Origin of the sequence: Arhodomonas sp. KWT2 (assembly GCF_041949875.1) — a bacterium.
GTDB classification, from domain to species: domain Bacteria; phylum Pseudomonadota; class Gammaproteobacteria; order Nitrococcales; family Nitrococcaceae; genus Arhodomonas; species Arhodomonas aquaeolei.
Genome location: NZ_JBHFPQ010000049.1, coordinates 492250 through 516930 on the forward strand (window position 1 = coordinate 492250; position 24681 = coordinate 516930).

The following is a 24681-nucleotide window of genomic DNA, read 5'->3' on the forward strand; positions in this document are numbered from 1 at the left end:
GCGCGCTAGACAGGGTGGCGACAGTTACCGGTATCGCATCACGCGAGGGAACCGCCGCATGACCATAACTCCACTCACCGCCGACCAGGTGTACCAGCGCTGCGACCCCGCGGCGCTGGATTTCGACACCACCGACGAGCTCCGGGGCGCAGGCACCATCATCGGCCAGGACCGGGCCATCGAGGCGCTCAGGCTCGGCACCGGCGTGCGCAACAACGGCTTCAACCTGTTCGTGCTCGGTCCCGGCGGCGTCGGCAAGCACGAGGTCGTCTCGCAGTTCCTGCACGAGCGGGCCTCCGGCGAGGCCACGCCGCCCGACTGGTGCCTCGTCCACGACTTCAATACCGGCAACCGGCCGCGTCTGATCCGACTGCCCCCCGGCGACGGCCGCCGCCTGTGCAAGGTCATCGAGGACCTGGTCCAGGAACTGCGCACCGCGTTGCCGGCCGCGTTCGAGAGCGACGAGTTCCAGCGCCGCATGCGCGAGCTGCAGCAGGAGATGGGTCAGCGCCACCAGCAGGCCTTTCGCGAGATCCAGGAGGCGGCGGACCAGCAGGGTATCGCCCTGCTCCAGACCCAGAACGGCTTTACCTTCGCGCCCAAGGACGAGAACGGCGAGGTCATGGATCCGGAGCGTTTCCGGGAGCTGCCGGAGGAGCGGCGCGAGGCCATCGAGAAGGCCGTGGGCGAGCTCCAGGAACGGCTCCAGGCCGTCATCCAGCAGATGCCGCGCTGGCGCAAGGAGGCCCAGGAGAAGATCCGCTCGCTCCACGAGGAGATGGCGGTATTCGCCGTCGGCCACCTGCTGGAGGACCTGCACGGGAAATGGGCGGACTATCCCGGTGTGATCGGGCACCTCGACGCGATCCGCGAGGACGTCACCGCCAACGTCGAGGCCCTGATCGGCCAGGGCGGTGAACAGGGCCAGTCGCTGCAGGCGTTCTTCCGGCGCTATGAGGTGAACCTGCTCGTCGACAACGCGGAGCAGCAGGGCGCGCGGGTCGTCTACGAGGACATGCCGAGCCACCAGCGGCTCGTCGGCCGCGTCGAGCACCAGGTCCACCAGGGCGCGCTGGTCACCGACCACCACCTCGTGCGCGCCGGCGCGCTGCACCGCGCCAACGGCGGCTACCTGATCCTCGACGCACGCAAGGTCCTGACCCAGCCGCTGGCCTGGGAAAGCCTCAAACGGGCACTGTTTTCCCGGCGGGTGCATACGGAGCCGCCGGAGCAGTACTTCAGCCTGATCAGCACGGTCACGCTGGAGCCCGAACCGATGCCGCTGGACGTCAAGGTGATCCTGCTCGGTGAGCGCAGCCTCTACTACCTGCTCACTGCCTACGATCCGGACTTCGCCGAGCTGTTCAAGATCGAGGCGGATTTCGAGGAGGACCTCGCACGCACCGACGAGAGCATCCACGACTACGCGAGGCTCGTCGCTACCCTGGCGGGCGAGCGCGAGGTCCGCCCCCTGGACCGCCAGGCCGTGGCCCGGGTCATCGAACACGCCAGCCGGATGGCCGACGACAGCGAGCGCCTGTCGATCCACAACCGCGCGATCGGCGACCTGCTCGTCGAGGCAAACCAGTGGGCGATCCGCGACGACAGTCGGAATATCCGTGCGGACGACATCCAGCAGGCCATCGACCACCAGGTCTACCGGGCCTCCCGGGTGCGCGAGAATATCGACCGCGCCATCCAGCGCGAGACACTGCTCATCGACACGGCCGGTTCCGCGGTGGGTCAGGTCAACGGCCTGTCGGTCATGCAGCTCGGCGGCCAGGCCTTCGGGCGGCCTGCGCGGATCACCGCCACCGCCCGGCTCGGGCGTGGTCACATGGTGGACATCGAGCGCGAGGCGAAGCTCGGCGGCAATATCCACTCCAAGGGGATGATGATCCTCTCCAACCTCCTCGCCTCGCGTTTCGCCGGAGAAGCGCCGCTGTCGCTGGCGGCGAGCATCGCCTTCGAGCAGTCGTACGGCGGCATCGACGGCGACAGCGCCTCAGTGGCCGAATACTGCGTCCTCTGCTCGGTGCTCTCCGGCCACGGCCTCGCCCAGGGCATCGCCGTTACCGGCTCGGTGAACCAGCACGGTCAGGTGCAGGCGGTAGGGGGCGTCAACGAGAAGATCGAGGGTTTCTTCGACGTCTGCAGCCAGCGCGGCCTGGACGGCAGACAGGGCGTCGCCCTGCCCCGGGCCAACATCGCCAACCTCATGCTCCATCCCCGTGTCGTCGACGCGGTCGCCGCCGGCCGCTTCCACATCTGGCCCCTTTCCCACGTGGACGATGCGCTGACCCTGCTGACCGGAGCCGAGGCCGGTGTGGTCGATGCTGACGGCCACTTCCCGGACGGCACCGTCAATCGTGCAGTTGCGGACCGGCTCCGGCATTTCGCCAAGCTGGCCGAGCGGCGCAGTGGCGGCGACGGCGCCGCTGTAAAGAGCGATAATGGCGATAACGTCGGTGACGGGGAAGACGGCCGTGAAGAGTGAACCGGCGGTGACGCGTATCCTGGTCCTGCTCGACGATACCCGCGGCGCCCGGGCCGCGCTGGAGACCGCGGCCGACCTCGCCGCGCATCAGCACGCCGAGCTGGTCGGTCTGTTCGTCGAGGACACCGACCTGCTGCGCTCCGCCGGCCTGCCGTTCAGCCACGAGATCAGCATGACCTCCGGCCAGACGCGCCCGCTGGAGGCGGCTCTGGTCGAGCGCGAGCTGCGGGAACGGGCCCGTCTCCTGGAGCAGGCACTGGCCAGTGCGGGCACACGGCGGGCGCTGCGGTGGCGCTTCGAGGTCGGTCGGGACCGGCTTGAGCGCGCTGCCGACACGGCCGCCGAGCCCCGGGACACACTGGTCGTGGGCCGCAACGGCTGGCGCCGGCACTACGGCCCGGCGATGGGGAGCGTCGCCTCGCGCCTCGCCCGTGCCACCCGTTGCAGCGTGCTGGTGGTGGGTGAGGAACGCCCGCGCCATGACCGCCCGGTGGTGGTCCTCCAGCCCGGCGGCGACGATCCGAGCCCTACCCTGGACACGGCGATTCGTCTGGCGCGGGACCGCAGCCGGCCGCTCTGTATCCTGTTGCGGCCGGGCAGCGGCCCGTCGGCGGAGCTGGAGAGGCTGGCGGGCGAGTGGTCCCGACGGGTTGGGACGCCGATCCGCTTCGAGCATATCGCCGATACCCGTGCGCCCACGCTGGTCGAGGCCCTGCACCGGGCCGAAGGCCAGGCATTGGTGATATCACGGGCGAGCGAGCCGCTCGCCACCGCAGAGGGCTACCGGCTGCTCGACGAGCTCGACGTGCCCGTACTCGTCATCGACTGATCACGCCGGGGCGCAGTAGAGGGCGTTGAGCCCGGAGTAGATCGGGACCGACGCCGTCCACACGCCCATCGCCAGGATCGTCATGCCGAGCGCGAGCCGCACCCGCCCCCGGGCGAGCAGGCGGCCCGTCACCGCCGCCGCCGTACCGGTCAGGACCATCGCCGGCATCGTTCCCAGACCGAAGGCCACCATCACCGCTGCCCCGTCCGCGGCGCCGCCCGCCAGCGCCGCGGCCACGAGCATGCCGTAGACCAGGCCGCAGGGCAGCCAGCCCCACAGACCGCCGAGCAGCAACGCCTTGCCGGGGCTGCGTACCGGCATGAGGCCGCGGGCCAGCGGCGCGATACGGGCCCACACCCGCATGCCGCTGCGCTCCAGGGGGGCAAGCAGCCGCCAGTTGAAGGCGACCTGAACGCCGATTGCGGCCATGACCAGCCCCATCGCGACTCGCAGGCCGCTGGTCCATGCGCCGAGACTGATCAGGCTCGCCAGCCACAGGCCAACACCGCCGGCAATGGCACCGGCCACGGCATAGCTGGTCACACGACCGGCGTTGTAGGCGAGCGCATACCCGAACAGCCGCCACGGTGTCCGCCGCTCCGGCGCCACCCCCATGCCGAGCGCGGAGGCGATGCCGCCGCACATGCCCAGGCAGTGGGTGCTGCCCACCAGGCCGGCGAGCAACGCCCCGATAAGGGTGATGTCCCCCATCATTGGCCGCGGTCCTCATCGTCGGCGTCTTCATCTGCCCCCGGATCCGCGTTGGTACGCTCCTGACCGGTCGTTGCCTCGCCTCCCTCCTCCGGCGGTGTCTTCGACGGGCCTTCGTCGTCCATGAGGATCCGATAGGCCGGGCTGTCCAGGTCGTCGAACTGACCGTTGCCCACGGCCCAGAAGAACGCTCCGACAAAGACCACCAGGAGCATGAGGGCCAGCGGGATGAGGACGTAAAGAATCGTCATGGCAGCCTCCGGAAAACGATCAGGGCGTCGCGGTGGGTATCGCCGCCGGGTCATGCCCGTCGGGCCCGAACCGGGGGGCGCGCCAGCGGTTCGCGCGCAGGGCGTTGCCCACCACCACCAGCGAACTCAGCGACATGCCGACGGCGGCCATCCACGGCGTGAGCATGCCCGTCGCCGCCAGCGGGAGCGCGGTGAGGTTGTACAGTGCCGCCCAGATCAGATTCTCCCGGATGATCCGGACCGCACGTCGGGCGCCGTCGGCGGCTTCCACCAGCGCGGAGAGATCATCCCGCATCAGGACCATGTCCGCGCTGTTGCGCGCCAGCGCGCTGCCCCGGCCCATCGCAACGGAGACATCCGCCCCGGCAAGGACCGGGGCGTCATTGATGCCGTCGCCCACCATCACAACGCGTTCCCCCGCGCTCTGGGCCTCGCACATGCGCGCGAGCTTATCCTCCGGACGCATGCGCGCCCGCCAGTCGTCGACACCGACCGCGGCGGCCACCTCGGCCACGGCCGCGGGATCATCGCCGCTGGCGATCTCCACCGTCAGCCCCCGTGCCTGCAGTGCCTGTATAGCGGGGACCGCCTCGGGGCGGAGCTGGTCGGCCAGCTCGAAGGTCGCCAGCCAGCCGTCGCCGTCGGCGAGGACAATCCCGCCCGCCGGCGCCGTCGTGCCCTCCGGCAGCGCCCACCCCGGCCGGCCGAGACGCACCGCCCGGCCATCGACGTTGCCCGCAAGCCCTGCGCCCGGCTCTACCGTGACCTCCCCTGCCCGGGGCAGATGCTCGCCGGGCGGGAACGCCCCGGCGATCGGGTGCTCGGAGTGTGCCTCGAGCGCGGCCGCCAAAGCATAGGCCTCGTCCCGGCCGATACGCCCTGCGACCCGGATGCGCCGGATACCCGGGGTGCCGGTGGTCAGCGTGCCGGTCTTGTCCAGGATCAGCCGCGAGGCACGGGCCAGCCCTTCGACGGCGTCCGTGCGGGTCACGAGTAGTCCTCGCCGCGCGAGCGCGCTGGTCGACGCAACCAGCGCCGTGGGCGTCGCCAGCGACAGCGCACAGGGACAGGTCGCGACCAGCACTGCCAGCGTGATCTCAAAGGCCGCTCCCGGCTCCAGCCACCACCATACGCCGGCGATGACCGCCGTGCCGACCAGCACGGCCGAGACGAACCACCCCGCGACCCGGTCGGCCACCCTCGCCAGTCTCGGGCGCCGGGTCTGTGCGCGCTCGAGCAGGCCCACGATGGCGGAAACGAGGGTTTGGCGCCCGATCCGCTCGACACGGATGTCGAGCACGCCGCCGGTATTGCCGCTACCGGCGAGGACTGCATCGCCCGCGCCCCGCGGCACCGGCTCGAATTCGCCGGTGATCAGGGACTCGTCAACGGCGCTCCGCCCCGAGACCACCGTGCCGTCCGCGGGGATGGTATCCCCCGGCCGGACCCGCACCCGGTCGCCCGGCTGGAGCTCACGCAATGCCACCCGCTCCGGCCGGTCCTCTGTCAGACGCAGTGCGGTGGTCGGCAACGTCTGGGCCAGTGACTCGGTCGTCCGGCCCGCCCGGTGACGGGCGGCCATCTCCAGGGAGCGGGCGACGGTGAGGAAAAACACGAACATGGTCGCGGAATCGAAGTAGACCTCGCCGCCGGCAACGAGGGTATTCCAGACACTCGCCGCGAACGCGCTGCCCACGGCGAGCGCCACCGGCACGTCCATGCCAGGTCGGCCGCCGCGCACATCGCGCCAGGCACCGCGGAAGAACGGCGCACCGGCATAGACAACCACCGGCGTCGCCACGAGCAGGCTGACGAGACGCAGGAACGCCTCAATCTGTGGATCCATGTCGTTGTGGATCGCGCCCGCATACAGCCCGACCGCGTACATCATGACCTGCATCATACCGAGCCCGGCCACCGCGAGCCGCCGCAGCATCGCGCGGCGCTCACGGATGATCCCGGGGATGGCCTCGCCGGCCTCCAGCGGATGGGCCCGGTAGCCGATGCCGGCGAGATGCCGCAACAACGTGCTCAGGGTCGCAACGGTCGTATCCCAACCGAGCAGCAGGCGTCCGGTGGCCGGGTTGACCTGTACGGTCTCCACGCCCGGCTCGCGCTCCAGCACCCGCTCGATCAGCCAGGCACAGGCGGCGCAGGTAATCCCCTCCAGCGCGAACACCGCTTCGCGCGTGTGCTCGCCGACGGGATGGCTGACTTCGTCGAGCAGCGTCTCGCGGTCGTAGGCTGACCACTCGTCCGCCTCGGGCTCAGGGCGGCTTGAGGGTGCGGTGCGGTAGCGGTAGAAATCCGTCAGTCCGCTGCCGGCGATCAGACCGGCAACGGCCTCACAGCCCGCGCAGCATACCGGTCGGTCCTCGCCGTCTATCCGGACAACACGGCGGTCTCCGGCCGGAACCGGATCGCCGCAGTGGAAGCACCGCTCCGCCATCGCCGGCCGGTCAGGCGCCTCCGTCGCCGTCCGATCCCCCGAGCCGGAGATCGCCCACCTGGGCCTTCAGTTCGCCACGCAGGCGCCAGGAACCGTCAGCGGGCTCGATGATGACATAGCGGCGATTGTCGATGGCACTTCCGGTGCCGCCACGGTACAGCCCGGTCTGATCCCGGTGCACCTCGACCCCGAGGTCGCGCTTGGCGATCGTCGGATGCACCAGCTTGACCTTCAGGTTTTCCGGGGGTTTGTCGAGACCTTCCAGGGCAAGCGTGACACGCCCGCTGTCCCGCTGGACATGCACCCGCGCGCCGACGCCAAGGGCATCGGCGCGGTCGTAGGCTGCACGTTCCTGGATGTAGGTCTTGCCCAACTGCGAATAGTCATCGACCACCAGGTCGTCCATGTTCCCGTTGAGCACGATGACGGTACCGATCATCGCGATCACCCAAACGCCCAGCGGGGCGAAGACGAACCAGCACCAGAACTGCCGGTACCAGGGCTTTTGGTCTTCAGTGCTCATTGCGCTTGCGCTCATCATCATTCACCACGGTGATACGGGCCGTGGAAACGGGTGGTCTCGGTGACGGATACGCTGCCGTCCTCGGAGGTTACCGTCAGCTCCACGTCGGTACCCGGCGTGCTCATTACCGACGCATCCACTCTCAGACGCACCGGCACGTTCCGTTGTTCCCCTGAAGCGATCTCGATCCGCTCCGGATCGGTGTCCGCCGTTATTCCAGGCAGCCCCGACGCGGACACCGTGTAGGTGTGCGCCTGCTGGGACATGTTCAGCACCTTCACGTCGTAGACGTTCTCGATGCGGCCACCATCGAGCTCGCGGTAAAGGGCATTACGGTCCGGCAGGATATCCACACGCATCGGCGTACGCATCGCCACCGCGGTGAGCGTGCCCGTGATCAGCGCGAGAAGCAGCACGGAGTAGACGATCACCCGGGGGCGGAGGATGCGCGTCGGCTTGCCCTCGAGCGTGTTCTCGGTCGTATACCGGATCAATCCGCGAGGATAACCCATCTTGTCCATGACCTGATCACAGGCGTCGATGCAGGCCCCACAGGCGATGCACTCGTACTGCAGGCCGTCGCGGATATCGATGCCCGTGGGACAGACCTGCACGCACAGGGTGCAGTCGATACAGTCGCCGAGGCCGAGCTCGGCCGGATCGGCGCCGCGCTTGCGCGGGCCGCGCGGTTCCCCCCGCGCTTCGTCGTAGGAAATGACGAGGGTGTCCCGGTCGAACATCGCGCTCTGGAAACGGGCGTACGGGCACATGTACAGGCACACGTTCTCCCGCATGAACCCGGCATTCCCCCAGGTGGCGAAGCCGTAGAAGACGAGCCAGAACGTCTCCCAGGGACCCAGATCCAGGGTGATTACACGCAGGCTGAGCTCACGAATCGGCGTAAAGAAGCCCACGAAGGTGAGGCCGGTCCAGGCGGCGAGCAGGATCCAGATGCCGTGTTTGGAGAATTTACGGATGACCTTCTCGCGGTTCCACGGACCGCGGTCCAGCTTCATCCGCCTGGGACGGTCGCCCTCCGTCCAGTGCTCGATCCAGAGAAACACCTCCGTCCACACCGTCTGGGGACAGGCATAGCCACACCACACGCGCCCGGCCAGTGCGGTAACGAAGAACAGGCTGAGTGCACAGATGATGAGCAGCAGCGCCAGGAAGAAGAAGTCCTGGGGCCAGAACGTCAGACCGAAGATGTGAAACTCGCGGGCAGGCAGATCCAGAAGGACCGCCTGCCGCCCGTTCCAGGTCACCCAGGGCAGAAGGTAGTACAGGCCCAGCAGGGCGAACACCGCGAACTTGCGCAGGCTCTGGAAACGCCCCTTGATCCCGCGGGGATAGACCTTTTCCCGCGACTGGTACATCGACACCGCTTCCGCGGCACCGTCCTCCTGCTTCGAACCGCGTCCCCGGCGGTTGCGCGCCTCACTCATTCATCTGCCTCTCTGCTCTCCTTCGGCCCAGCTTTCCCGGCCCGCCGGGCCGGGCTGAACAGCCACACGCTCAGTGCACTCGAGGCCGCACACACCGCCCAGAACATGAAAAAGCCGAGCGTGTAGCCCAGCTTCCGGCCGATTTCCCAGTGCGGCAGGGTCTCGTAACGCAGCGTCTCCGGATCGACGTTGGCGAAAAAGACCATCGTGGCGACTCCGGCCGTCAGGAACGACGGCCAGAGTATGGCCCCGAGCCAGCGCAGGCGGCTGCTCGCCGCCTGCCTTGCCGACTCATCACTCACTGCTCGCACTCCGCTGTCCAGCCTGGCCGGAGAGCTGGTAGACGTAGGCCGCCAGCACGTGGATCTGCTCGGGGGTGAGCAGCTCCTTCTGAGCCGGCATCTGGCCATTACGCCCGTTAAGGATGGTCTCCTTGATGGTCTCCAGCGAGCCACCGTAGCGCCAGGTGTCGTCCGTCAGGTTGAGCGCACCGATCTGGGGGTTGCCCTTGGCATCGGCCCCGTGGCAGGCAACGCACTGGGTCATGAACACGTCCTTGCCGCGGTCGACGAGCTCCTGCGGCGCATTGCGGCCATTGAGGCTGTAGACATACGCGGCCACGGCCTCCAGCTTGGACTGACCCAGGCTCGCACCGAGCGCCGGCATCACGCCGTTACGGCCGTTGGTGATCGTCTGCTTGAGCGTCTCGGGCTCACCGCCGTACTGCCAGGAAGCGTCCGCCAGGTTCGGGAAACCCTTGGCGCCGCGTCCGTCCGAACCGTGGCACACGGAGCAGTTGTTGGCGAACAGCCGCCGGCCCGTGTCCATGGCCTCCGGGTCATTGGCCAGCACCGGCACGGGCTTGGCCGCATAGGACTCGTACAGCGAGGCGGTACGCTCGTGCATCTGCTTGACCTCCTGCTGGTAGGCCGAGTACTGGCTCCAGTTCAGGACGCCGTCGAACCGGCCCAGTCCCGGATAGAGCACCAGGTAGACCAGACCGAACACGATGGTGATGTAGAACAGCCACAGCCACCAGCGTGGCATGGGCTGATTGTACTCGCTGAGATCATTGTCCCACACGTGACCGGTGGTCTCGGTGGCACTTGCCTCGCCGGGGCGCGGCTTCGCCGTCCAGCGGATGAGCCAGTAGCACGCTGCGATGTTACCCAGCGTCAATACGATGATGTACCAGTGCCAGAAGCTGCTCATTGCCCGTTCCTTCCCTTTTCCGCATCCCGCCGTTCGGCGTCCAGGGGCAGTCGTGCGGCGTGATCGAAGTCTTTTTTGCGCCGCTTGCTGTAGGCCCAGCCGATGATCCCGATGAACGCCGCCATCAGCACGGCGGTGATGATCCCACTCAGGGTTCCACTATCCATTAACGGCTCCCGATCAACGACCGAATTCCGTCCCCAGTCCCTGGAGGTAAGCGATGACGGCATCCATTTCCGTCTTGCCCTTCAGCTTGTCGGCCGCATTGTTGAGCTGCTCCTCGGTATAGGGCACCCCCAGGAGGTTCTTCTGCTCGCGCATGCGGTGCACCACCGCCTCCGGATCCAGCTTGTTCTCGGCGAACCAGGGGAAGCCCGGCATGTTCGACTGCGGCACCACGTCACGCGGGTTCATCAGGTGACGGTAATGCCACTCGTCGGAGTATTTGCCGCCCACGCGGGCAAGGTCCGGTCCGGTGCGCTTGGAGCCCCACTGGAACGGACGGTCATAGACGTACTCGCCCGCCACCGAGTAGTGGCCGTAACGCTCCGTCTCGGCGCGGAAGGGCCGGATCTGCTGCGAATGGCAGTTGTAGCAGCCTTCGCGTACATAAATGTCCCGCCCCGCGAACTCCAGCGCCGGATAGGGTTTGACACCCTCGGCCGGCTCCGTGGTCTTCGCCTGGAACATCAGCGGAACGATCTCCACTAGGCCACCGATGCTGACCACCAGCAGGATCAGCATGGCCATCAGCCCGACGTTCTTCTCTACGACCTCATGTGACATTCGCTGATCTCCTTAAGCGGTCGCTTCCGGGGCGGATTCGGTCGCCACGCGCTCCTGCGGGCGAATGGTCATCCACACGTTCCAGGCCATGATCAGCATGCCTGCGAGGAACAGGAAGCCGCCGAACATGCGCACCGCGTAGTACGGGTAGGTGGCCTGCAGGGACTGCACGAAGCTGTAGGTCAGCGTGCCGTCCGGGTTGGTGGCCCGCCACATGAGGCCCTGCATCACGCCCGCGATCCACATCGAGGCGATGTAGAGGACCACGCCGATGGTCGCCACCCAGAAGTGGGCGCCGATGGCCTTGACGCTGTACATCTGCTCCCGGCCCCAGAGCTTCGGAATCAGCGCGTACATGGAACCGATGGTGATGAACGCCACCCAGCCGAGCGCGCCGGAGTGCACGTGACCGATCGTCCAGTCCGTGTAGTGGGACAGGGCGTTGACGGTCTTGATGGACATCATCGGGCCCTCGAACGTGGACATGCCGTAGAACGACAGGCTGACGATGAGGAAGCGGATGATCGGGTCGTCACGCAGCTTATGCCAGGCGCCCGAGAGCGTCATGATGCCGTTGATCATGCCACCCCAGGAGGGCGCGAGCAGGATCAGCGAGAACACCATGCCCAGCGACTGCACCCACTCCGGCAGCGACGTCCAGTGGAGATGGTGGGGACCCGCCCACATATACACGGAGATAAGCGCCCAGAAATGCACCACGGAGAGGCGGTACGAATAGATCGGGCGCCCGGCCTGCTTGGGGACGAAGTAGTACATCATCCCGAGGAAGCCGGCGGTGAGAAAGAAACCGACCGCGTTATGGCCGTACCACCACTGCACCATCGCGTCGACCGCGCCGGAGTAGATCGGGTAGGACTTGGTCAGCGACACCGGGATCGACAGGTTGTTGATCACGTGCAGCAGCGCGATGGTGATGATGAACGCGCCGTAGAACCAGTTGGCCACGTAGATGTGCTTCTCGCGACGCTTCATGATCGTCCCGAAGAACACCACCGCGTAGGTCACCCACACCAGCGTGATCAGGATGTCGATGGGCCACTCGAGCTCGGCGTACTCCTTGCTCTGGGTGATGCCCAGCGGCAGCGTGATCGCCGCGGCGACGATGACCACCTGCCAGCCCCAGAACGTAAACGCCGTGAGCTTGTCAGAGAGCAGGCGGGTGCCGCAGGTTCGCTGGACCACGTAGTAGGAGGTCCCGATGAGGGCGCTGCCGCCGAAGGCGAAGATAACGGCGTTGGTATGCAGCGGGCGGAGGCGGCTGAATGTCAGCCACGGCACGTCGAAGTTGAGAGCGGGCCAGAGCAGCTGGGCGGCGATAAACACCCCCACCGCCATGCCCACGATCCCCCAAATGACAGTCGCCAGGGCGAACTGGCGCACTACCTTGTCGTTGTAGGCGGGTGTCGCGTCCATAGGTCGGTTTCCATCTCAGATATGGATTGCGGGTTAACCGAGTGCAGCACCGGCGGATACCGGCGACGGCGATTCTCCTTTTCGGTCCACTCGCCATTGCCCGACGAGCAAACCTGACCGCGGGGTCATTATCCTTGAGGCGGTATTGAAGGTCTTGACCTGCATCAATTCAGTGCGGCCATGCCGGACACCGACCCCCGCCACCCGGGCGTGCCGCTCGCGATTCTACTGTGCCCAATCCATATATGGACAATATCGCGGCGTCATGCCGCCCGCGATGGCGTGCTCATCCGGTACAATCGGATGTCGGGCGCACGGCGGCGCCGATACGGCCGGCGCGCCCGCCGCGCACTGAATTATGGAGGATCCATGCAACGCATTTGCATCTATTGCGGCTCCGCCGCCGGGCGCGACCCGCGCTACCGTGAGGCCGCGAGCGCCTTCGGCGCCGCCGTGGCCGCCCGGGGGCTCGGCGTCGTCTACGGCGGCGGCGCGACAGGGATGATGGGCGCCGTCGCCGACGCCGCTCTCGCCGAGGGCGGCGAAGTCGTCGGCGTCATTCCCGAAACCCTGCTCGCCCGCGAAGTCGGCCACCGGGAGGTCACGCGGCTGGAGGTCGTGACCTCCATGCACGAGCGCAAGGCGCGCATGGCCGAGCTCGCCGACGGATTCATCGCCCTGCCCGGGGGGCTGGGTACCTTCGAGGAGATCTTCGAGATCCTCACCTGGGCGCAGCTCGGCTTCCATCGCAAGCCCTGCGGACTGATCAACATGGCAGGCTACTACGACCATCTGGTGACCTTCCTGGACCATGCCGTGGACACCGGCTTCCTGCGCCGGAGCAACCGGGACATGCTGCTCGTGGACGACGACGGCGAGCGGCTGCTCGAGCGTTTCGCCGAATACCGCGCGCCCCGCGTGACCCAGTGGATCGACAAGAGCAGTACATAGACGGCGGCGTCGACGCCCTGCGGCGCTATCTCGCGGGTGTCCGGGATCCGGCGGGGCGTTATCGCCGGCTCGTAGTGTTACCGCCGCCCACGGACGCGGCCACGGCGATGGCGGCGGTAACCGCCCCGGCGGTACTGGTCAGCGATGCGCCGCCCGACGGCGAGGACGCGGTCCCGCTGCGCCGGGCCGCAACACTGCTCGGCAGCGAATACCGGGACGTCGTCGTCGATGTCCGTGCCGGTCTCGACGTCGACGCCCTGGCCGCCGTCGCCGGCGCCGTGATCGCCGGTGGCGTCATGGTCGTAATCACCCCGGCGCTCGAGGACTGGCCGGGCTCTGCAGACCCGGCACTTGCAGGCCGCCTGTCCTGGCCGGCCGAACCCGCCGACGCCGCCGGTCATTTCCGCGACCGCCTGGTCCGCTGCCTGCGCGAAGACCCCCAGGTCGCGATATATCCCGCCGCCCCCGGGGCAGCATTGCCCCGGCCGGCCGCCGGCACGGCGGGCGACGACCCCGCCTGTCTCACCAGCGATCAGGCCGCAGCGGTGGCCGCCGTCATTGCCGGCGCCGGTGGGGCGCCCCACCGTCCGTGCGTGCTCATCGCTGACCGGGGGCGGGGCAAGAGCACCGCACTCGGGATCGCGGCCCGTCGCCTGCTGGAGGCCGGTTCCGGGCCGGTGCTCGTAACCGCGCCGCGCCGGCGTGCCGCCGAGGCGCTGATCGCCGCCGCCACGGTGGACGGCTGCCCGGGGCCGCGTTACCTCCCGCCGGACCAGCTCATCCGCGAGCCCCGCCCCGCCGGGATGCTCCTCGTCGACGAGGCCGCGGGCCTGCCGGCCCCCATGCTCGATGGGCTGTTGGCGCGTTATCCGCGCATCGCATTCGCGACCACCGTGCACGGCTACGAGGGTACCGGTGCAGGCTTTCGCGTGCGCTTTCTCGCCTCCCTCGACCGGCGTACACCGCAATGGCAGGAACACCGCCTGACCCAGCCCGTGCGCTGGGCGGACGGCGACCCCCTGGAGGCACTGCTCTTCCGCGCCCTGCTCCTGGACGCCGAGCCCGCTGATCTCGCCGCCATGCCCGCGACCGGCCAGATCACCACCGGTCGTGAGCCGGCGGCCGCCCTGGCCCGGGATGAGAGCGCCCTGCGCGAGTTCTACGGACTACTGGTCGATGCCCACTACCAGACCCGCCCGGACGATCTGCGGCGCAGCCTCGAGGCCCCGGATGCGGGGCTGTGGGCCGCGCGGGACGACGACGGCCACATCGTCGCCGCCGCGGTAACCCTGGACGAGGGCGAGCTCCCGCAGGCACTTCATACCGATATCCTCGCCGGGCGACGACGCCTGCAGGGTCACCTCCTGCCCCAGTCCCTCGCCGGCCACGGCGGCCTGGGCCAGGCACTCGCCCTGCGTCACCGGCGCGTGCACCGTATCGCCGTCCACCCGGCACTGCGCGGGCATGGCACTGGGCAGCGGCTGATGGCGACCATGGCGCGCGCTGCCCGGGAGGACGGGCTGGACACCCTGGGCACTGTCTTCGGCGCCACGCCCGCCCTGTTGCGCTTCTACCGGCGCTGCGGCCTGGCTGCCGTACAGCTCGGTCATCGCCGGGACGCGGCCAGTGCCAGCCACGCGGCGTTCATGCTCCGCCCTCTCTCCGGCGACGGCGCCACCCTGACCGAGACCGCCCGCGCCCGCTTCGCCCGGGACATACCCTGGCGTCTTGCCGGGCCGCTCACGGCCCTCGATCCCGGCGTTGTGGCCGCCCTGATGCCGGGCCTCGACTTCGGCGCAGCGGACGATGCCGACGGCACCACGATCGCCGCGTTCTCCCACGGCCACCGCGGCCCGGACGACGCCGGTCCAGCGGTACAGCGCAAGCTGCTGCACCATCTCGCCGCGTCCTCCGGCAATGCCGACGACGATGACGGCGCACAGCTGCTGGTGGCGCGTTTCCTCCAGCATCGGCCGTGGGACGAGCTGGCGGCCCGGGCCGGCGTGAGCGGCCGACGCGCCGTCATCGGGGCACTGCGCGCCGCCGCGGCGGTGCTGATCGCCGCGGATACCTGAACGCGGCCGGACACTCGGCGCCCTCACCCGGCGCCCCGCGGGCCGAGGGTGGCGTTACCGGTCATCCGGTTAGTAAGCTCCCGCCACCCGGACCGGAGGAGACCGTCCCATGAATGCCCGCCCCACCCTGTTCCGTATGCCGTCGCGCTACAACGCCTATGCGGCGAGTATCGCCGGGCTCGCGGTATCCCTGACCGGTCTGGTATTCAACCCGCTGTGGGGATGGCCGGCCGCGGTGTTTGCCGCGCTCACGGCGCTCGGCACCTGGGATCTGCTGCAGCGCCGGCATACCGTGAGCCGCAACTACCCGGTCCTCGCCCACCTGCGCTACTGCCTGGAGTCCATCGGCCCGGAGATCCGCCAGTACTTCATCCAGGCCGACACCGAGGAGCGGCCGTTCTCCCGCGAGCAGCGCGCGGTCGTCTACCAGCGCGCCAAGAACGTCCATGACAAGAAACCCTTCGGCTCCCTGCTCGACATGTACACCGAGGGCTATGAGTGGATCAGCCCCTCCCTCGCGCCTGCCCCGGTGGCGGACGGCGACTTCCGTATCACCGTCGGCGAGGACCGCGCGCAGCCTTACTCCGCGAGTGTCCTGAATATATCGGCGATGAGCTTCGGTGCGCTGTCCGCCAACGCCATCACCGCACTGAACGCCGGTGCCAGGGAGGGCGGCTTTTACCACGACACCGGCGAGGGCTCGATATCCCGCTACCACCTCAGCCACGGCGCGGACCTGGTCTGGGAAATCGGTTCCGGTTACTTCGGCTGCCGGACGGACGACGGCCGGTTCAACCCGGAGCGCTTCCGCGAGAACGCCCGCCGGGAATCGGTGCGGATGATCGAGATCAAGCTCTCCCAGGGCGCCAAGCCCGGGCACGGCGGTATCCTGCCTGCCGCCAAGGTAAGCCCCGAGATCGCCGCCGCACGGGAAGTCCCGGCCGGTCGGGACGTGGTCTCGCCCGCCTCGCACTCGGCGTTCCGCACCCCCCTGGAGATGATGGACTTCATCGCCACGCTCCGGCACCTCTGCGGTGATAAACCGGTGGGCATCAAGCTTGCTCTCGGACACCCGTGGGAGTGGTTCGCCATCGTCAAGGCGATGCTGGAGACCGGCGAGCGCCCGGACTTCGTGGTGGTGGACGGCGGCGAGGGCGGCACCGGCGCGGCCCCGCTGGAATTCGTCAACCGCCTTGGCATGCCGCTCACCGACGCCCTGCTGCTCGTGCACAACACCCTGGTCGGAACCGGCCTGCGTCCCCACATCCGGGTGGCCGCGGCCGGCAAGATCACCTCCGCATTCCACATCGCGCGCACACTCGCCCTCGGTGCCGACTGGTGCAACGCGGCACGGGGATTCATGTTCTCGCTGGGCTGCATCCAGGCCCTGTCCTGCCATACCGACCGCTGCCCCAGCGGTGTGGCCACGCAGGACCCGCGCCGCGGCGCCAACCTGGATGTCACCGACAAGTCCCGGCGGGTGGCCCGCTTCCACCGCAACACACTCCATGCCCTCGCGGAGATGATCGCGGCCACGGGCCTGCAAGACACCGCCGAGCTCGGCCCGGAGCATATCGTCCGGCGGATCTCGCGCAGCGAGGTGCGCTCGTACCGTGAACTCTACCCGTTCATGGAACCCGGGGCGCTGCTCGACGGCGCGCCCGACGCGGCCGTGTTCGCCACGTACTGGCCGCAGGCGCGGGCGGATACGTTCCAGCCGCCGCCGGCGGACGCCGCGCTGCGCACGACGAAGCTGCGCTGACGGACGCCGGCGCCTACATCCAGTCGATGAGCATGATCCCGGCGCTCGCCCGGGTGGTGATGTTGTCGTAGTTGATCAGCCCGTCACCGTAGCCGTGAAAGAGCTGTATGTAGCCCTTCATGCCCCCCCAGAACGGAAACGTATAGTCAAGCTGCAATGCACCGCGCACCGGCTCCCCGCCTATACCGAGGTTGCTGCGCAGCATCACGGAATAGGTCTGATCGCCATCCTTGAGGTGCGCCCAGACCTGGGCGCGGCCGTAATAGTCGCTGATATTGGGGTTGTCGTCGTCGCCCTCGGATTCCGGCAGGCGCCACCATCCACGTGCGCGCAGCGCCCACTTGCCCTCGTCGAAGAGAACACCGGCGGTCATGCGGTTCCAGCTTCGCGACTGCGGGTCCGAACGGCCGTTGGACATGTGGTTCACCCCCACGGTGAACAAACGCCCGTGGAGGCCGAAGAGGTTATATTTCGTGCGGTACGAGTAGATCAGCTCCGGCTCGTAGTTGGTCTCGCGGAACGGCGCGGATTCCTCGCTGTTGTAGGCCTGCCAGTAGGACTGCTGCGTGTACGCCAGCCACAGGTCCCCCCGCCGCGTGCCGAGCTCCGGCCATATCTTGGTCTTGAAGCTGATCTGGAACTTGACCTCGGTGTGGTCCACCGACTCCATGTCATCGCTGCGGTAGGCTGCCTCGTTGGGATTGAAATCGTAGGAGAACGGCAACAGATAGGTCGGACGGTAAGGCGTCACCACGAACGGTCCGCGGTCCGCCTGGGCAACGAGTTCCCAGCGCTCGGCCAGTGCCGAGGGCGCCGGCGGCGGCGTCTTCTCGGCCACCTTCTCCTCCGGCGTCTTCGCCCGGTTCTCCGGCAGCAGCTCATCGGCAGAGCGGCCGGTGGGCGTACGTCCCAGCGTCGTGTCGTAACACGTGAGTCGTTCCTGGGCGCTCTTGAGCTCCATGCAGCCTTGCAGCGCCTGGCCGGGCTCCACCGTGGCATTCGTTTCCGCGGCGCCGGCGCGGACCGCGACCAGACCGGCGCACAGGGCGATACTCAGGTGTCGGTGGGTCAACCGTCCCTCCATGCGCGAGACGCTACCGCTTGCAGGATGGCGTAGTCTGCCCGACCGGCGTTATGCTCGCTACCCCGTCCCGCGAACCGCGGCCCGCCTGTGTGCCGGATGGCCGCGTGCCGCCCGTCCCCAACGAATCAGTGTGCCAGCGACACAGGCGGATGGAACGAGAAGGCGTCATCAAATTCGATCTGTGCCACGAGCACGGCGCGCCCCCGGACGCGGCATCGGTCGCGGTGCTGGATGCGTGGCGGGACGTGCTCCGCCGCCTCGGGCTGATCGGCGGAAGCCCCCGGCGGTACGGCGGCCTCGGCTTCGGCAACGTCAGCCACCGCGCCGCAGGCGGTGCATTCGTGGTATCCGGCAGCCAGACCGGCGGCCTGGATGCGCCGGGTCCCGCGGGCTACTGCGAGGTCACGGCGTGGGACGTGGAACACAACACGATCCGCTCCCGCGGACCGGTGCGGCCGTCATCGGAGTCCCTGACCCACGGCGCGGTGTATGCAGCCGACGACACCGTGGCCTGGGTCTTTCACGGCCATTCGCCCGAGATCTGGTCCCGGCGCCGTGTCCTCGGACTGCCGGAGACACCCGCCGACGTCCCCTACGGGACACCGGCGATGGCCCGCGCGGTGGCCTCGCTGGTCCGGCGCGCCGGCCCCCAGGCGGTATTCGCCATGGCCGGCCACCGTGACGGCGTCATCGCCTACGGCCGCGACAGCGACGCCACCGGCGGCGCGCTGGTCCGGACCCTGGCGGCGGCACTGGCCGCCGCCCACGCCGGCCGCTGAATCCTGATTCCCTGACGGGAGAGACGACACTGTGAGCGACGAGCGCATCCGCATCCGCGGCGCACGGCAGAACAACCTGCGCAACCTTGACCTCGACATCCCCCTCGGCGAGATGGTGGTGGTCACCGGCGTGTCCGGGTCCGGCAAGTCCTCCCTCGCCTTCGACACCGTGTACTCCGAGGGCCAGCGCCGCTACGTCGAGACCTTCTCGCCCTATGCACGGCAGTTCCTCGATCGCATGGACAAGCCCGCGACGGACCGCATCGAGGGCATCCCGCCGGCGATCGCCATCGACCAGACCAACCCGGTGCGGACGTCGCGCTCCACCGTCGGCACCATGACCGAGCTCAACGACCACCTCAAGCTGCTGTTCGCCCGCGCCGCGGCGTTGTTTTGCAACGGCTGCGGCCGGCGGGTGACACGGGATACCCCGGGCAGCATCGCCGAGCGCCTGCTCCGGCGCGCCCCCGACGAGCGCGCCGTGATCCGCTTCCACGTCGCGGTGCCCGAGAACTTCGGCGACGATGAGGTCCGGGCCATGCTCCAGCGCCAGGGTTACACCCGGGTGACCGCCGAGGACGGCGGCTTCGACGTCGTCCAGGACCGTGTACGCCTGAGCGGGGAACGCCGGGAGCGTATCGTCGAGGCCGTCGAAGCGGCGCTGCAGCACGGCCGCGGCCGGGTCCGCGTGGACGTGCTCGACGACGAACGCGCGGTCACCGCGAGCCACCGTTTCTCCTCCGCCCTGCACTGCGCGGACTGCGACCTCGCCTATCGCGACCCGCAGCCCAACCTGTTCTCGTTCAACTCCCCTATCGGCGCCTGCAGCGAGTGTCGCGGCTTCGGACGGGTCATGGGCATCGACTACGCCCTGGTGATACCGGACGACCGGCTGAGCCTCGCCGAGGGGGCGATACGGCCGTGGCAGTCCGGCCAGTCCGCCGAGTGCCAGCGCGACCTCCTGCGCTACGCCCGCGCCCGCGGCGTGCCCACGGACGTGCCCTGGCGGGAGATGCGCGAGGCCGACCGCGACTGGGTCATCCACGGCGAGGGCGGCTGGGACGAGCCGGATACCTGGTACGGCGTCCAGCGCTACTTCGACTGGCTCGAGTCCCGTGCCTACCGCATGCACGTCCGCGTGCTGCTCTCGAAGTACCGCAGCTACGACCTCTGCCCGGCCTGCCGCGGGGCACGGCTGGCGCCGGAGTCCCTGGCCTGGCGCCTCGGCACCGCGGCCGACACGGACGCCGTCCTCGACCCGGACACCCGGTTCCGCCCGAGCGGCGCCACGATTCCCGCAGAGCGGCTGGCCGCCCTGCCCGGGCTGTGCATCCACGACCTCATGTGCCTGCCCCTGGAGCGCCTGGCCGGCTTCTTCGAGGGCCTGGCGCTGCCCGCCCCGCTGGACGAGGCCGCGACCCTGCTGCTCGACGCCATCCGCTCACGCCTCGACTACCTGAACCGGGTCGGCCTCGGCTACCTGGCGCTGGACCGGCAGTCGCGCACCCTCTCCGGCGGCGAGGTCCAGCGCATCAACCTGACCACCGCCCTGGGCACCTCGCTGGTCAACACCCTGTTCGTCCTCGACGAGCCCAGCATCGGCCTGCACCCGCGGGACATCCGGCGCATCGTCTCGGTCATGCACCGCCTGCGCGACGCCGGCAACTCCCTGCTCGTGGTCGAGCACGATCCGGACGTCATCCGCGCCGCGGACCGCATCATCGACATCGGCCCGGGGCCCGGCGAGCACGGCGGCCGGATCGTCTTCGAGGGGGCGCCGCAGGCACTCCTCGAGGACCGCGGCTCGCTAACGGCGGACTACCTTACGGGCCGGCGCCAGGTCGGCGACGCCCGGGACACCGCGCGCCCCGAGCCGTCGTCGTGGCTGACCGTGGTGGGCGCGAGCGAGCACAACCTGAAGGACATCACCGTGTCCCTGCCGCTGGAGCGGTTGACGGTGCTCACCGGCGTGTCCGGCTCCGGCAAGTCAACGCTCATGGGCAGCATCCTCTACAACGGCCTGCGCAAACTGAAGGGCCAGCCCGCGGATGCGGCCGGGGCCCACCGACGCATCGACGGCGGGGAGCACGTCGACGACGTGGTGCTCGTGGATCAATCCCCCATCGGGCGCACCACGCGCTCCAACCCGGCCAGCTACGTCGGTGCCTTCGATCCCATCCGCAAGGCCTTCGCCGCCCAGCCGCTGGCGCGCGAGCGCGGCTACACCAAGGGGATGTTCAGCTTCAACTCCGGGCGCGGACGCTGCCCCGCGTGCGGCGGCAACGGCTTCGAGCACGTCGAGATGCAGTTCCTCTCCGACGTCTACCTCCGCTGCCCGGACTGCGACGGCCGCCGCTATCGCTCCGAGATGCTGGAGGTCACCCTGCCGCCGGCTGCGGGGGACGACGACCGCCCCCGCTCCATCGCCGAGGTGCTGGACCTCACCGTCACCGAGGCCCTGGACTTCTTCGCCGACGCCCCGGACGTCCTGCGGGCCCTGGAGCCCCTCGCCGCCGTCGGGCTCGGCTACCTGCGCCTCGGCCAGCCGGTACCCACACTCTCCGGGGGCGAGTCCCAGCGCCTCAAGCTCGCCGGCCACCTGGCGAAGAACAGCGGCCGCCGCCGCAGCGGCCAGCGGCTGCTGTTCCTCTTCGACGAGCCCACCACCGGGCTGCACTTCGACGACGTCGCGGTGCTCCTGCGCGCCTTCGAGCGGCTGGTCGAGGCTGGCCACTCGCTGGTGGTCATCGAGCACAACCTCGACGTCATCCGCAGCGCCGACTGGATCGTCGACCTCGGCCCCGAAGGCGGGGACCGCGGCGGCGAGCTTATCGCCCACGGCCCGCCGGCCACGGTCATGACCTCCCCGGACAGCCACACCGGCGCGGCGCTGCGCGCCTACGGCGACGGCACCGGGACCGGCGGGGCCGACGCCGCGGCAGCGGCGGTGGCGGACGTCGCCGCACCCGCCTACCGGCGCGACGCCATCCACGTCCATCACGCCCGGGAGCATAACCTCAAGGGCATCGACGTGGACGTGCCCCACAACCGGCTGACGGTGATTACCGGGATCTCGGGGTCCGGCAAGTCCACCGTGGCCTTCGACATCCTCTTCAACGAGGGCCAGCGGCGCTACCTGGAGTCCCTGAACGCCTACGCCCGCCAGTTCGTCCAGCCCGCCTCGCGCCCGGACGTGGACGCGATCTTCGGCATTCCCCCGACCGTGGCCATCGAGCAACGCACCAGCCGCGGCGGGCGCAAGTCCACGGTCGCCACCATGACGGAGATCTACCACTTCCTGCGGCTGCTCTTCGTCAAGCTCGGCACCCAGCACTGCCCGGACTGCGACATCCCCATCCGCGCGCAGACCGCGGACGCCATCGTGGCGCAGCTCCTCGACGAGCACCGCGGCGCCCGCCTGCGCCTGCTGGCGCCGCTGGTGATCGCCCGCAAGGGCTACTACACGGACCTCGCCAAGTGGGCCGCGGGCAAGGGCTTCACCCACCTGCGCGTGGACGGCAGCGACATGCCCACCGGCGACTGGCCGCGTCTGGACCGCTACCAGGAGCACGACATCGATCTCCCGGTCGCCGAGGTCGACGCCGAGCCGGGCAACGAGGACGGGCTCCGCGAGGCCCTGGAGCACGCCCTCGCCCACGGCCACGGCACGGTGCGCGTCGTCCACGACGGCGGCGAGGCCCTGCTGTCCACGGAGCGCGCCTGCCCCGGCTGCGGCCAGAGCTTCGCGCCCCTGGACCCGCGGCTGTTCTCGTACAACTCACGCCACGGCTGGTGCCCGGAATGCTACGGCACCGGCGAAATGCTCGCCGGCTTCGACGCGGAACAGACCGGCGAGGAGCGCTCGTGGCGGAACGTGGACGAGGGCGAGGTCACCGTCTGCCCCGCCTGCGACGGCCGGCGCCTCAACCCCACCGCCCTCGCCGTGCGGTTCACCGGCCGGAGCATCGCGGCCTTCACCGGGGAGTCGGTGACCGATGCCCGCGAGACCTTCGGGACCCTCACCCTGGACGAGCGCGAGGGCGAGATCGCCCGGGACATCCTCCCGGAGATCCGCAACCGCCTGGACTTCCTCCGCGAGGTCGGCCTCGGCTACCTCACCCTCGACCGGGCGGCGCCCACCCTCTCCGGAGGCGAGGCCCAGCGCATCCGGCTCGCCGCACAGCTCGGGTCCAACCTCCAGGGCGTGTGCTACATCATGGACGAGCCGACCATCGGGCTGCACCCGCGGGACAACCGCATGCTCCTCGACACCCTCGGCCGCCTGGAGGGCAAGGGCAACACTATCGTCGTGGTGGAGCACGACGAGGAGACCATACGCCGCGCCGAGCACGTCATCGACCTCGGGCCCGGCGCCGGCGTCCATGGCGGCCGGGTCGTGGCCGCGGGACCTGTGGACAGCCTCCTCGCGAACCCCGACTCGGTGACCGGCCGCGCCCTCGCCGAACCCCTGCGCCATCCCCTGCGCGGCAGCCGCCGCACCGACGAGCCGGAGGCCGAGGTCCAGGTGCGCGGGGCGCACCGGCACAACCTCCACTACGTCGATGCCCGGGTGCCGCTGTCCCGCCTGGTGGCGGTCACCGGCGTCTCCGGTTCCGGGAAGTCCACGCTGGTGCGCGACGTCCTCCACGGCAACCTGCGCCGCCTGGTCGCCACGCGGCGCGGCGAGACGCCGCCGGCACCTCAGGGCTGCGAGGCGGTGACGGGCTGGGAGCCGGTGGAACGGGTACTGGAAGTCGACCAGACGCCCATCGGCAAGACTCCCCGTTCCTGCCCCGCCACGTATGTGGGCATCTGGGACGATATCCGGCGGCTGTTCGCCGAGACGGAGGAGGCACGCATCCGCGGCTACGACCCGGGGCGCTTCTCCTTCAACACCACCGACGGCCGCTGTCCGGAATGCGACGGTCAGGGCATCAAGCGCATCGAGATGAACTTCCTCCCGGACGTGACCATGCCCTGCGACGTCTGCCACGGCCTGCGCTTCACGCCGGAGACCCTGGCCGTGACCTGGCGCGGGCTCTCCGCCGGGGACGTGCTGGCCCTGAGCGTGGACGAGGCGGTGGACCTGTTCACCGCGCAGCCCCGCATCCACCATGCCCTGCGCCTGCTCCAGGACACCGGTCTGGGCTACCTCACACTGGGCCAGCCCAGTCCTACCCTGTCAGGAGGCGAGGCGCAGCGGCTCAAGCTGGTCACCGAGCTCGCCAAGGCGCGGCCATCGAATACCCGGCGCCGCGCGCCGCACACGCTGTACGTGCTCGACGAGCCGACGGTGGGACTCCACATGGCGGACGTGGAGCGGCTCATTCACGTCCTGCACCGGCTGGTGGAGGCCGGCAACACCGTGGTGGTGATCGAGCACAACCTGGATGTGATCGCCGAGGCGGACTGGCTGCTGGACCTCGGCCCGGAGGGCGGCGACGGCGGCGGCCGGCTGGTCGCCCAGGGCCCGCCGGAGACGGTGGGCGCCGCGGACACCCCGACCGGACGGATCCTGGGCGAGTTCCTGGCCGAACGCACCCGCACCTGAAGGCCCTGAAACGCGAACGGCGGCACCATCCGGTGCCGCCGTCATCAGGCCGCGGGGTGAACGCCGCCGCTCAGGGGCGGGTCACCGCTCCACCGGGATCCGGCGGGACACGGCGGTCTCGCGCTTGCCGATCTCGATGCGGAGCACGCCCTGCTCCCCACGGGCGCGGACCGACTCCGGGTCGGCACTGTCCGGCAGCGCAAAACGCCGGTAGAACACCCCGTAGGCGCGTTCCCGGCGGCGCACGCCGCCCTCGTCGGTATCACGCTCGCTGCTGCGCTCACCACGGATGGAGAGCACGCCGTCCTCCATGGTCACCTCGATATCCTCGGGCTTCACCCC

General features: G+C 69.3%; 19 protein-coding genes. 7 read left to right on the forward strand and 12 right to left on the reverse strand.

What is annotated here, in order from left to right; genetic code table 11:
* Nucleotides 1–58 precede the first annotated feature (58 nt).
* Nucleotides 59–2497 carry a Lon protease family protein gene (locus ACEZHJ_RS14690; protein WP_375036653.1) on the forward strand — a complete coding sequence of 813 codons (2439 nt, stop codon included), beginning with the start codon at nt 59–61 and terminating at the stop codon, nt 2495–2497.
* Entirely contained in the window at nt 2487–3326 is an 840-nt protein-coding gene (locus tag ACEZHJ_RS14695; protein ID WP_018716906.1) for a universal stress protein, read from the forward strand. The genes ACEZHJ_RS14690 and ACEZHJ_RS14695 overlap by 11 nt, the downstream gene beginning before the upstream one ends.
* On the opposite strand, the gene ACEZHJ_RS14700 is transcribed toward ACEZHJ_RS14695, so the two are convergent.
* The 10 genes from ACEZHJ_RS14700 to ccoN all read right to left on the reverse strand — a co-directional run bounded on the left by ACEZHJ_RS14700 (nt 3327) and on the right by ccoN (nt 12137).
* Complete coding sequence (locus ACEZHJ_RS14700; protein WP_163141392.1) at nt 3327–4040, reverse strand: sulfite exporter TauE/SafE family protein; 714 nt, start codon at nt 4038–4040, stop codon at nt 3327–3329.
* A complete protein-coding gene (ccoS, locus tag ACEZHJ_RS14705) occupies nt 4037–4288 on the reverse strand; it encodes a cbb3-type cytochrome oxidase assembly protein CcoS (RefSeq protein ID WP_018716908.1) in 252 nt (83 codons plus the stop codon). The genes ACEZHJ_RS14700 and ccoS overlap by 4 nt, the downstream gene beginning before the upstream one ends.
* Nucleotides 4289–4307: 19 nt before the next feature.
* Nucleotides 4308–6737, reverse strand: coding sequence for a heavy metal translocating P-type ATPase (locus ACEZHJ_RS14710; protein WP_163141390.1), 2430 nt, complete (start codon nt 6735–6737; stop codon nt 4308–4310).
* Nucleotides 6738–6747: 10 nt separating this feature from the next.
* Nucleotides 6748–7260 carry a FixH family protein gene (locus ACEZHJ_RS14715; protein ID WP_163141387.1) on the reverse strand — a complete coding sequence of 171 codons (513 nt, stop codon included), beginning with the start codon at nt 7258–7260 and terminating at the stop codon, nt 6748–6750.
* 17 nt (nt 7261–7277) lie between these two features.
* Nucleotides 7278–8636 carry a cytochrome c oxidase accessory protein CcoG gene (ccoG, locus tag ACEZHJ_RS14720; protein WP_259200782.1) on the reverse strand — a complete coding sequence of 453 codons (1359 nt, stop codon included), beginning with the start codon at nt 8634–8636 and terminating at the stop codon, nt 7278–7280.
* A 65-nt stretch (nt 8637–8701) separates the two neighbouring features.
* Nucleotides 8702–9007: a hypothetical protein gene (locus tag ACEZHJ_RS14725; RefSeq protein ID WP_163141014.1), complete on the reverse strand. Its 306-nt coding sequence runs from the start codon at nt 9005–9007 to the stop codon at nt 8702–8704.
* Nucleotides 9000–9917, reverse strand: coding sequence for a cytochrome-c oxidase, cbb3-type subunit III (gene ccoP, locus ACEZHJ_RS14730; protein WP_163141017.1), 918 nt, complete (start codon nt 9915–9917; stop codon nt 9000–9002). The genes ACEZHJ_RS14725 and ccoP overlap by 8 nt, the downstream gene beginning before the upstream one ends.
* Nucleotides 9914–10084: a cbb3-type cytochrome c oxidase subunit 3 gene (locus ACEZHJ_RS14735; RefSeq protein ID WP_163141020.1), complete on the reverse strand. Its 171-nt coding sequence runs from the start codon at nt 10082–10084 to the stop codon at nt 9914–9916. The genes ccoP and ACEZHJ_RS14735 overlap by 4 nt, the downstream gene beginning before the upstream one ends.
* A gap of 13 nt (nt 10085–10097) precedes the next feature.
* On the reverse strand, nt 10098–10703 hold the full coding sequence (ccoO, locus tag ACEZHJ_RS14740; protein ID WP_259200289.1) for a cytochrome-c oxidase, cbb3-type subunit II: 606 nt from the start codon (nt 10701–10703) through the stop codon (nt 10098–10100).
* 12 nt (nt 10704–10715) lie between these two features.
* Nucleotides 10716–12137 carry a cytochrome-c oxidase, cbb3-type subunit I gene (gene ccoN, locus ACEZHJ_RS14745; protein ID WP_259200287.1) on the reverse strand — a complete coding sequence of 474 codons (1422 nt, stop codon included), beginning with the start codon at nt 12135–12137 and terminating at the stop codon, nt 10716–10718.
* A 369-nt stretch (nt 12138–12506) separates the two neighbouring features.
* Between ccoN and ACEZHJ_RS14750 the strand changes: the two genes are divergently transcribed.
* The 3 genes from ACEZHJ_RS14750 to ACEZHJ_RS14760 all read left to right on the forward strand — a co-directional run bounded on the left by ACEZHJ_RS14750 (nt 12507) and on the right by ACEZHJ_RS14760 (nt 16925).
* Nucleotides 12507–13088: a TIGR00730 family Rossman fold protein gene (locus ACEZHJ_RS14750; protein ID WP_018716917.1), complete on the forward strand. Its 582-nt coding sequence runs from the start codon at nt 12507–12509 to the stop codon at nt 13086–13088.
* Nucleotides 13064–15163 carry a tRNA(Met) cytidine acetyltransferase TmcA gene (locus ACEZHJ_RS14755; protein ID WP_375036654.1) on the forward strand — a complete coding sequence of 700 codons (2100 nt, stop codon included), beginning with the start codon at nt 13064–13066 and terminating at the stop codon, nt 15161–15163. Before ACEZHJ_RS14750 ends, ACEZHJ_RS14755 begins: the two co-directional genes overlap by 25 nt.
* A 109-nt stretch (nt 15164–15272) precedes the next feature.
* On the forward strand, nt 15273–16925 hold the full coding sequence (locus ACEZHJ_RS14760; RefSeq protein WP_163141029.1) for an FMN-binding glutamate synthase family protein: 1653 nt from the start codon (nt 15273–15275) through the stop codon (nt 16923–16925).
* A 13-nt stretch (nt 16926–16938) separates the two neighbouring features.
* On the opposite strand, the gene ACEZHJ_RS14765 is transcribed toward ACEZHJ_RS14760, so the two are convergent.
* Nucleotides 16939–17997, reverse strand: a complete 1059-nt coding sequence (locus ACEZHJ_RS14765; protein ID WP_018716920.1) for a phospholipase A — start codon at nt 17995–17997, stop codon at nt 16939–16941.
* Nucleotides 17998–18158: 161 nt separating this feature from the next.
* Here ACEZHJ_RS14765 and ACEZHJ_RS14770 point away from each other — a divergent pair, with 161 nt between their 5' ends.
* Both ACEZHJ_RS14770 and uvrA read left to right on the forward strand, forming a co-directional pair.
* On the forward strand, nt 18159–18788 hold the full coding sequence (locus ACEZHJ_RS14770; protein WP_163141035.1) for a class II aldolase/adducin family protein: 630 nt from the start codon (nt 18159–18161) through the stop codon (nt 18786–18788).
* A 31-nt stretch (nt 18789–18819) separates the two neighbouring features.
* Entirely contained in the window at nt 18820–24339 is a 5520-nt protein-coding gene (uvrA, locus tag ACEZHJ_RS14775; RefSeq protein WP_375036655.1) for an excinuclease ABC subunit UvrA, read from the forward strand.
* A gap of 81 nt (nt 24340–24420) precedes the next feature.
* Here the strand turns inward: uvrA and ACEZHJ_RS14780 are convergent.
* Nucleotides 24421–24681, reverse strand: a 261-nt coding sequence (locus tag ACEZHJ_RS14780; protein WP_375036656.1) for an Hsp20/alpha crystallin family protein, incomplete at its 5' end; no start/stop codon positions are given.

Bases quoted from the DNA above. Each gene is read 5' to 3' on its own strand.
- ACEZHJ_RS14690 (WP_375036653.1), top strand. From the start codon at position 59: ATGACCATAACTCCACTCACCGCCGACCAGGTGTACCAGCGCTGCGAC.
- ACEZHJ_RS14700 (WP_163141392.1), bottom strand. From the start codon at position 4,040: ATGATGGGGGACATCACCCTTATCGGGGCGTTGCTCGCCGGCCTGGTG.
- ccoS (WP_018716908.1), bottom strand. From the start codon at position 4,288: ATGACGATTCTTTACGTCCTCATCCCGCTGGCCCTCATGCTCCTGGTG.
- ACEZHJ_RS14710 (WP_163141390.1), bottom strand. From the start codon at position 6,737: ATGGCGGAGCGGTGCTTCCACTGCGGCGATCCGGTTCCGGCCGGAGAC.
- ACEZHJ_RS14715 (WP_163141387.1), bottom strand. From the start codon at position 7,260: ATGAGCACTGAAGACCAAAAGCCCTGGTACCGGCAGTTCTGGTGCTGG.
- ccoG (WP_259200782.1), bottom strand. From the start codon at position 8,636: ATGTACCAGTCGCGGGAAAAGGTCTATCCCCGCGGGATCAAGGGGCGT.
- ccoP (WP_163141017.1), bottom strand. From the start codon at position 9,917: ATGAGCAGCTTCTGGCACTGGTACATCATCGTATTGACGCTGGGTAAC.
- ACEZHJ_RS14735 (WP_163141020.1), bottom strand. From the start codon at position 10,084: ATGGATAGTGGAACCCTGAGTGGGATCATCACCGCCGTGCTGATGGCG.
- ccoO (WP_259200289.1), bottom strand. From the start codon at position 10,703: ATGTCACATGAGGTCGTAGAGAAGAACGTCGGGCTGATGGCCATGCTG.
- ccoN (WP_259200287.1), bottom strand. From the start codon at position 12,137: ATGGACGCGACACCCGCCTACAACGACAAGGTAGTGCGCCAGTTCGCC.
- ACEZHJ_RS14750 (WP_018716917.1), top strand. From the start codon at position 12,507: ATGCAACGCATTTGCATCTATTGCGGCTCCGCCGCCGGGCGCGACCCG.
- ACEZHJ_RS14760 (WP_163141029.1), top strand. From the start codon at position 15,273: ATGAATGCCCGCCCCACCCTGTTCCGTATGCCGTCGCGCTACAACGCC.
- ACEZHJ_RS14770 (WP_163141035.1), top strand. From the start codon at position 18,159: ATGGAACGAGAAGGCGTCATCAAATTCGATCTGTGCCACGAGCACGGC.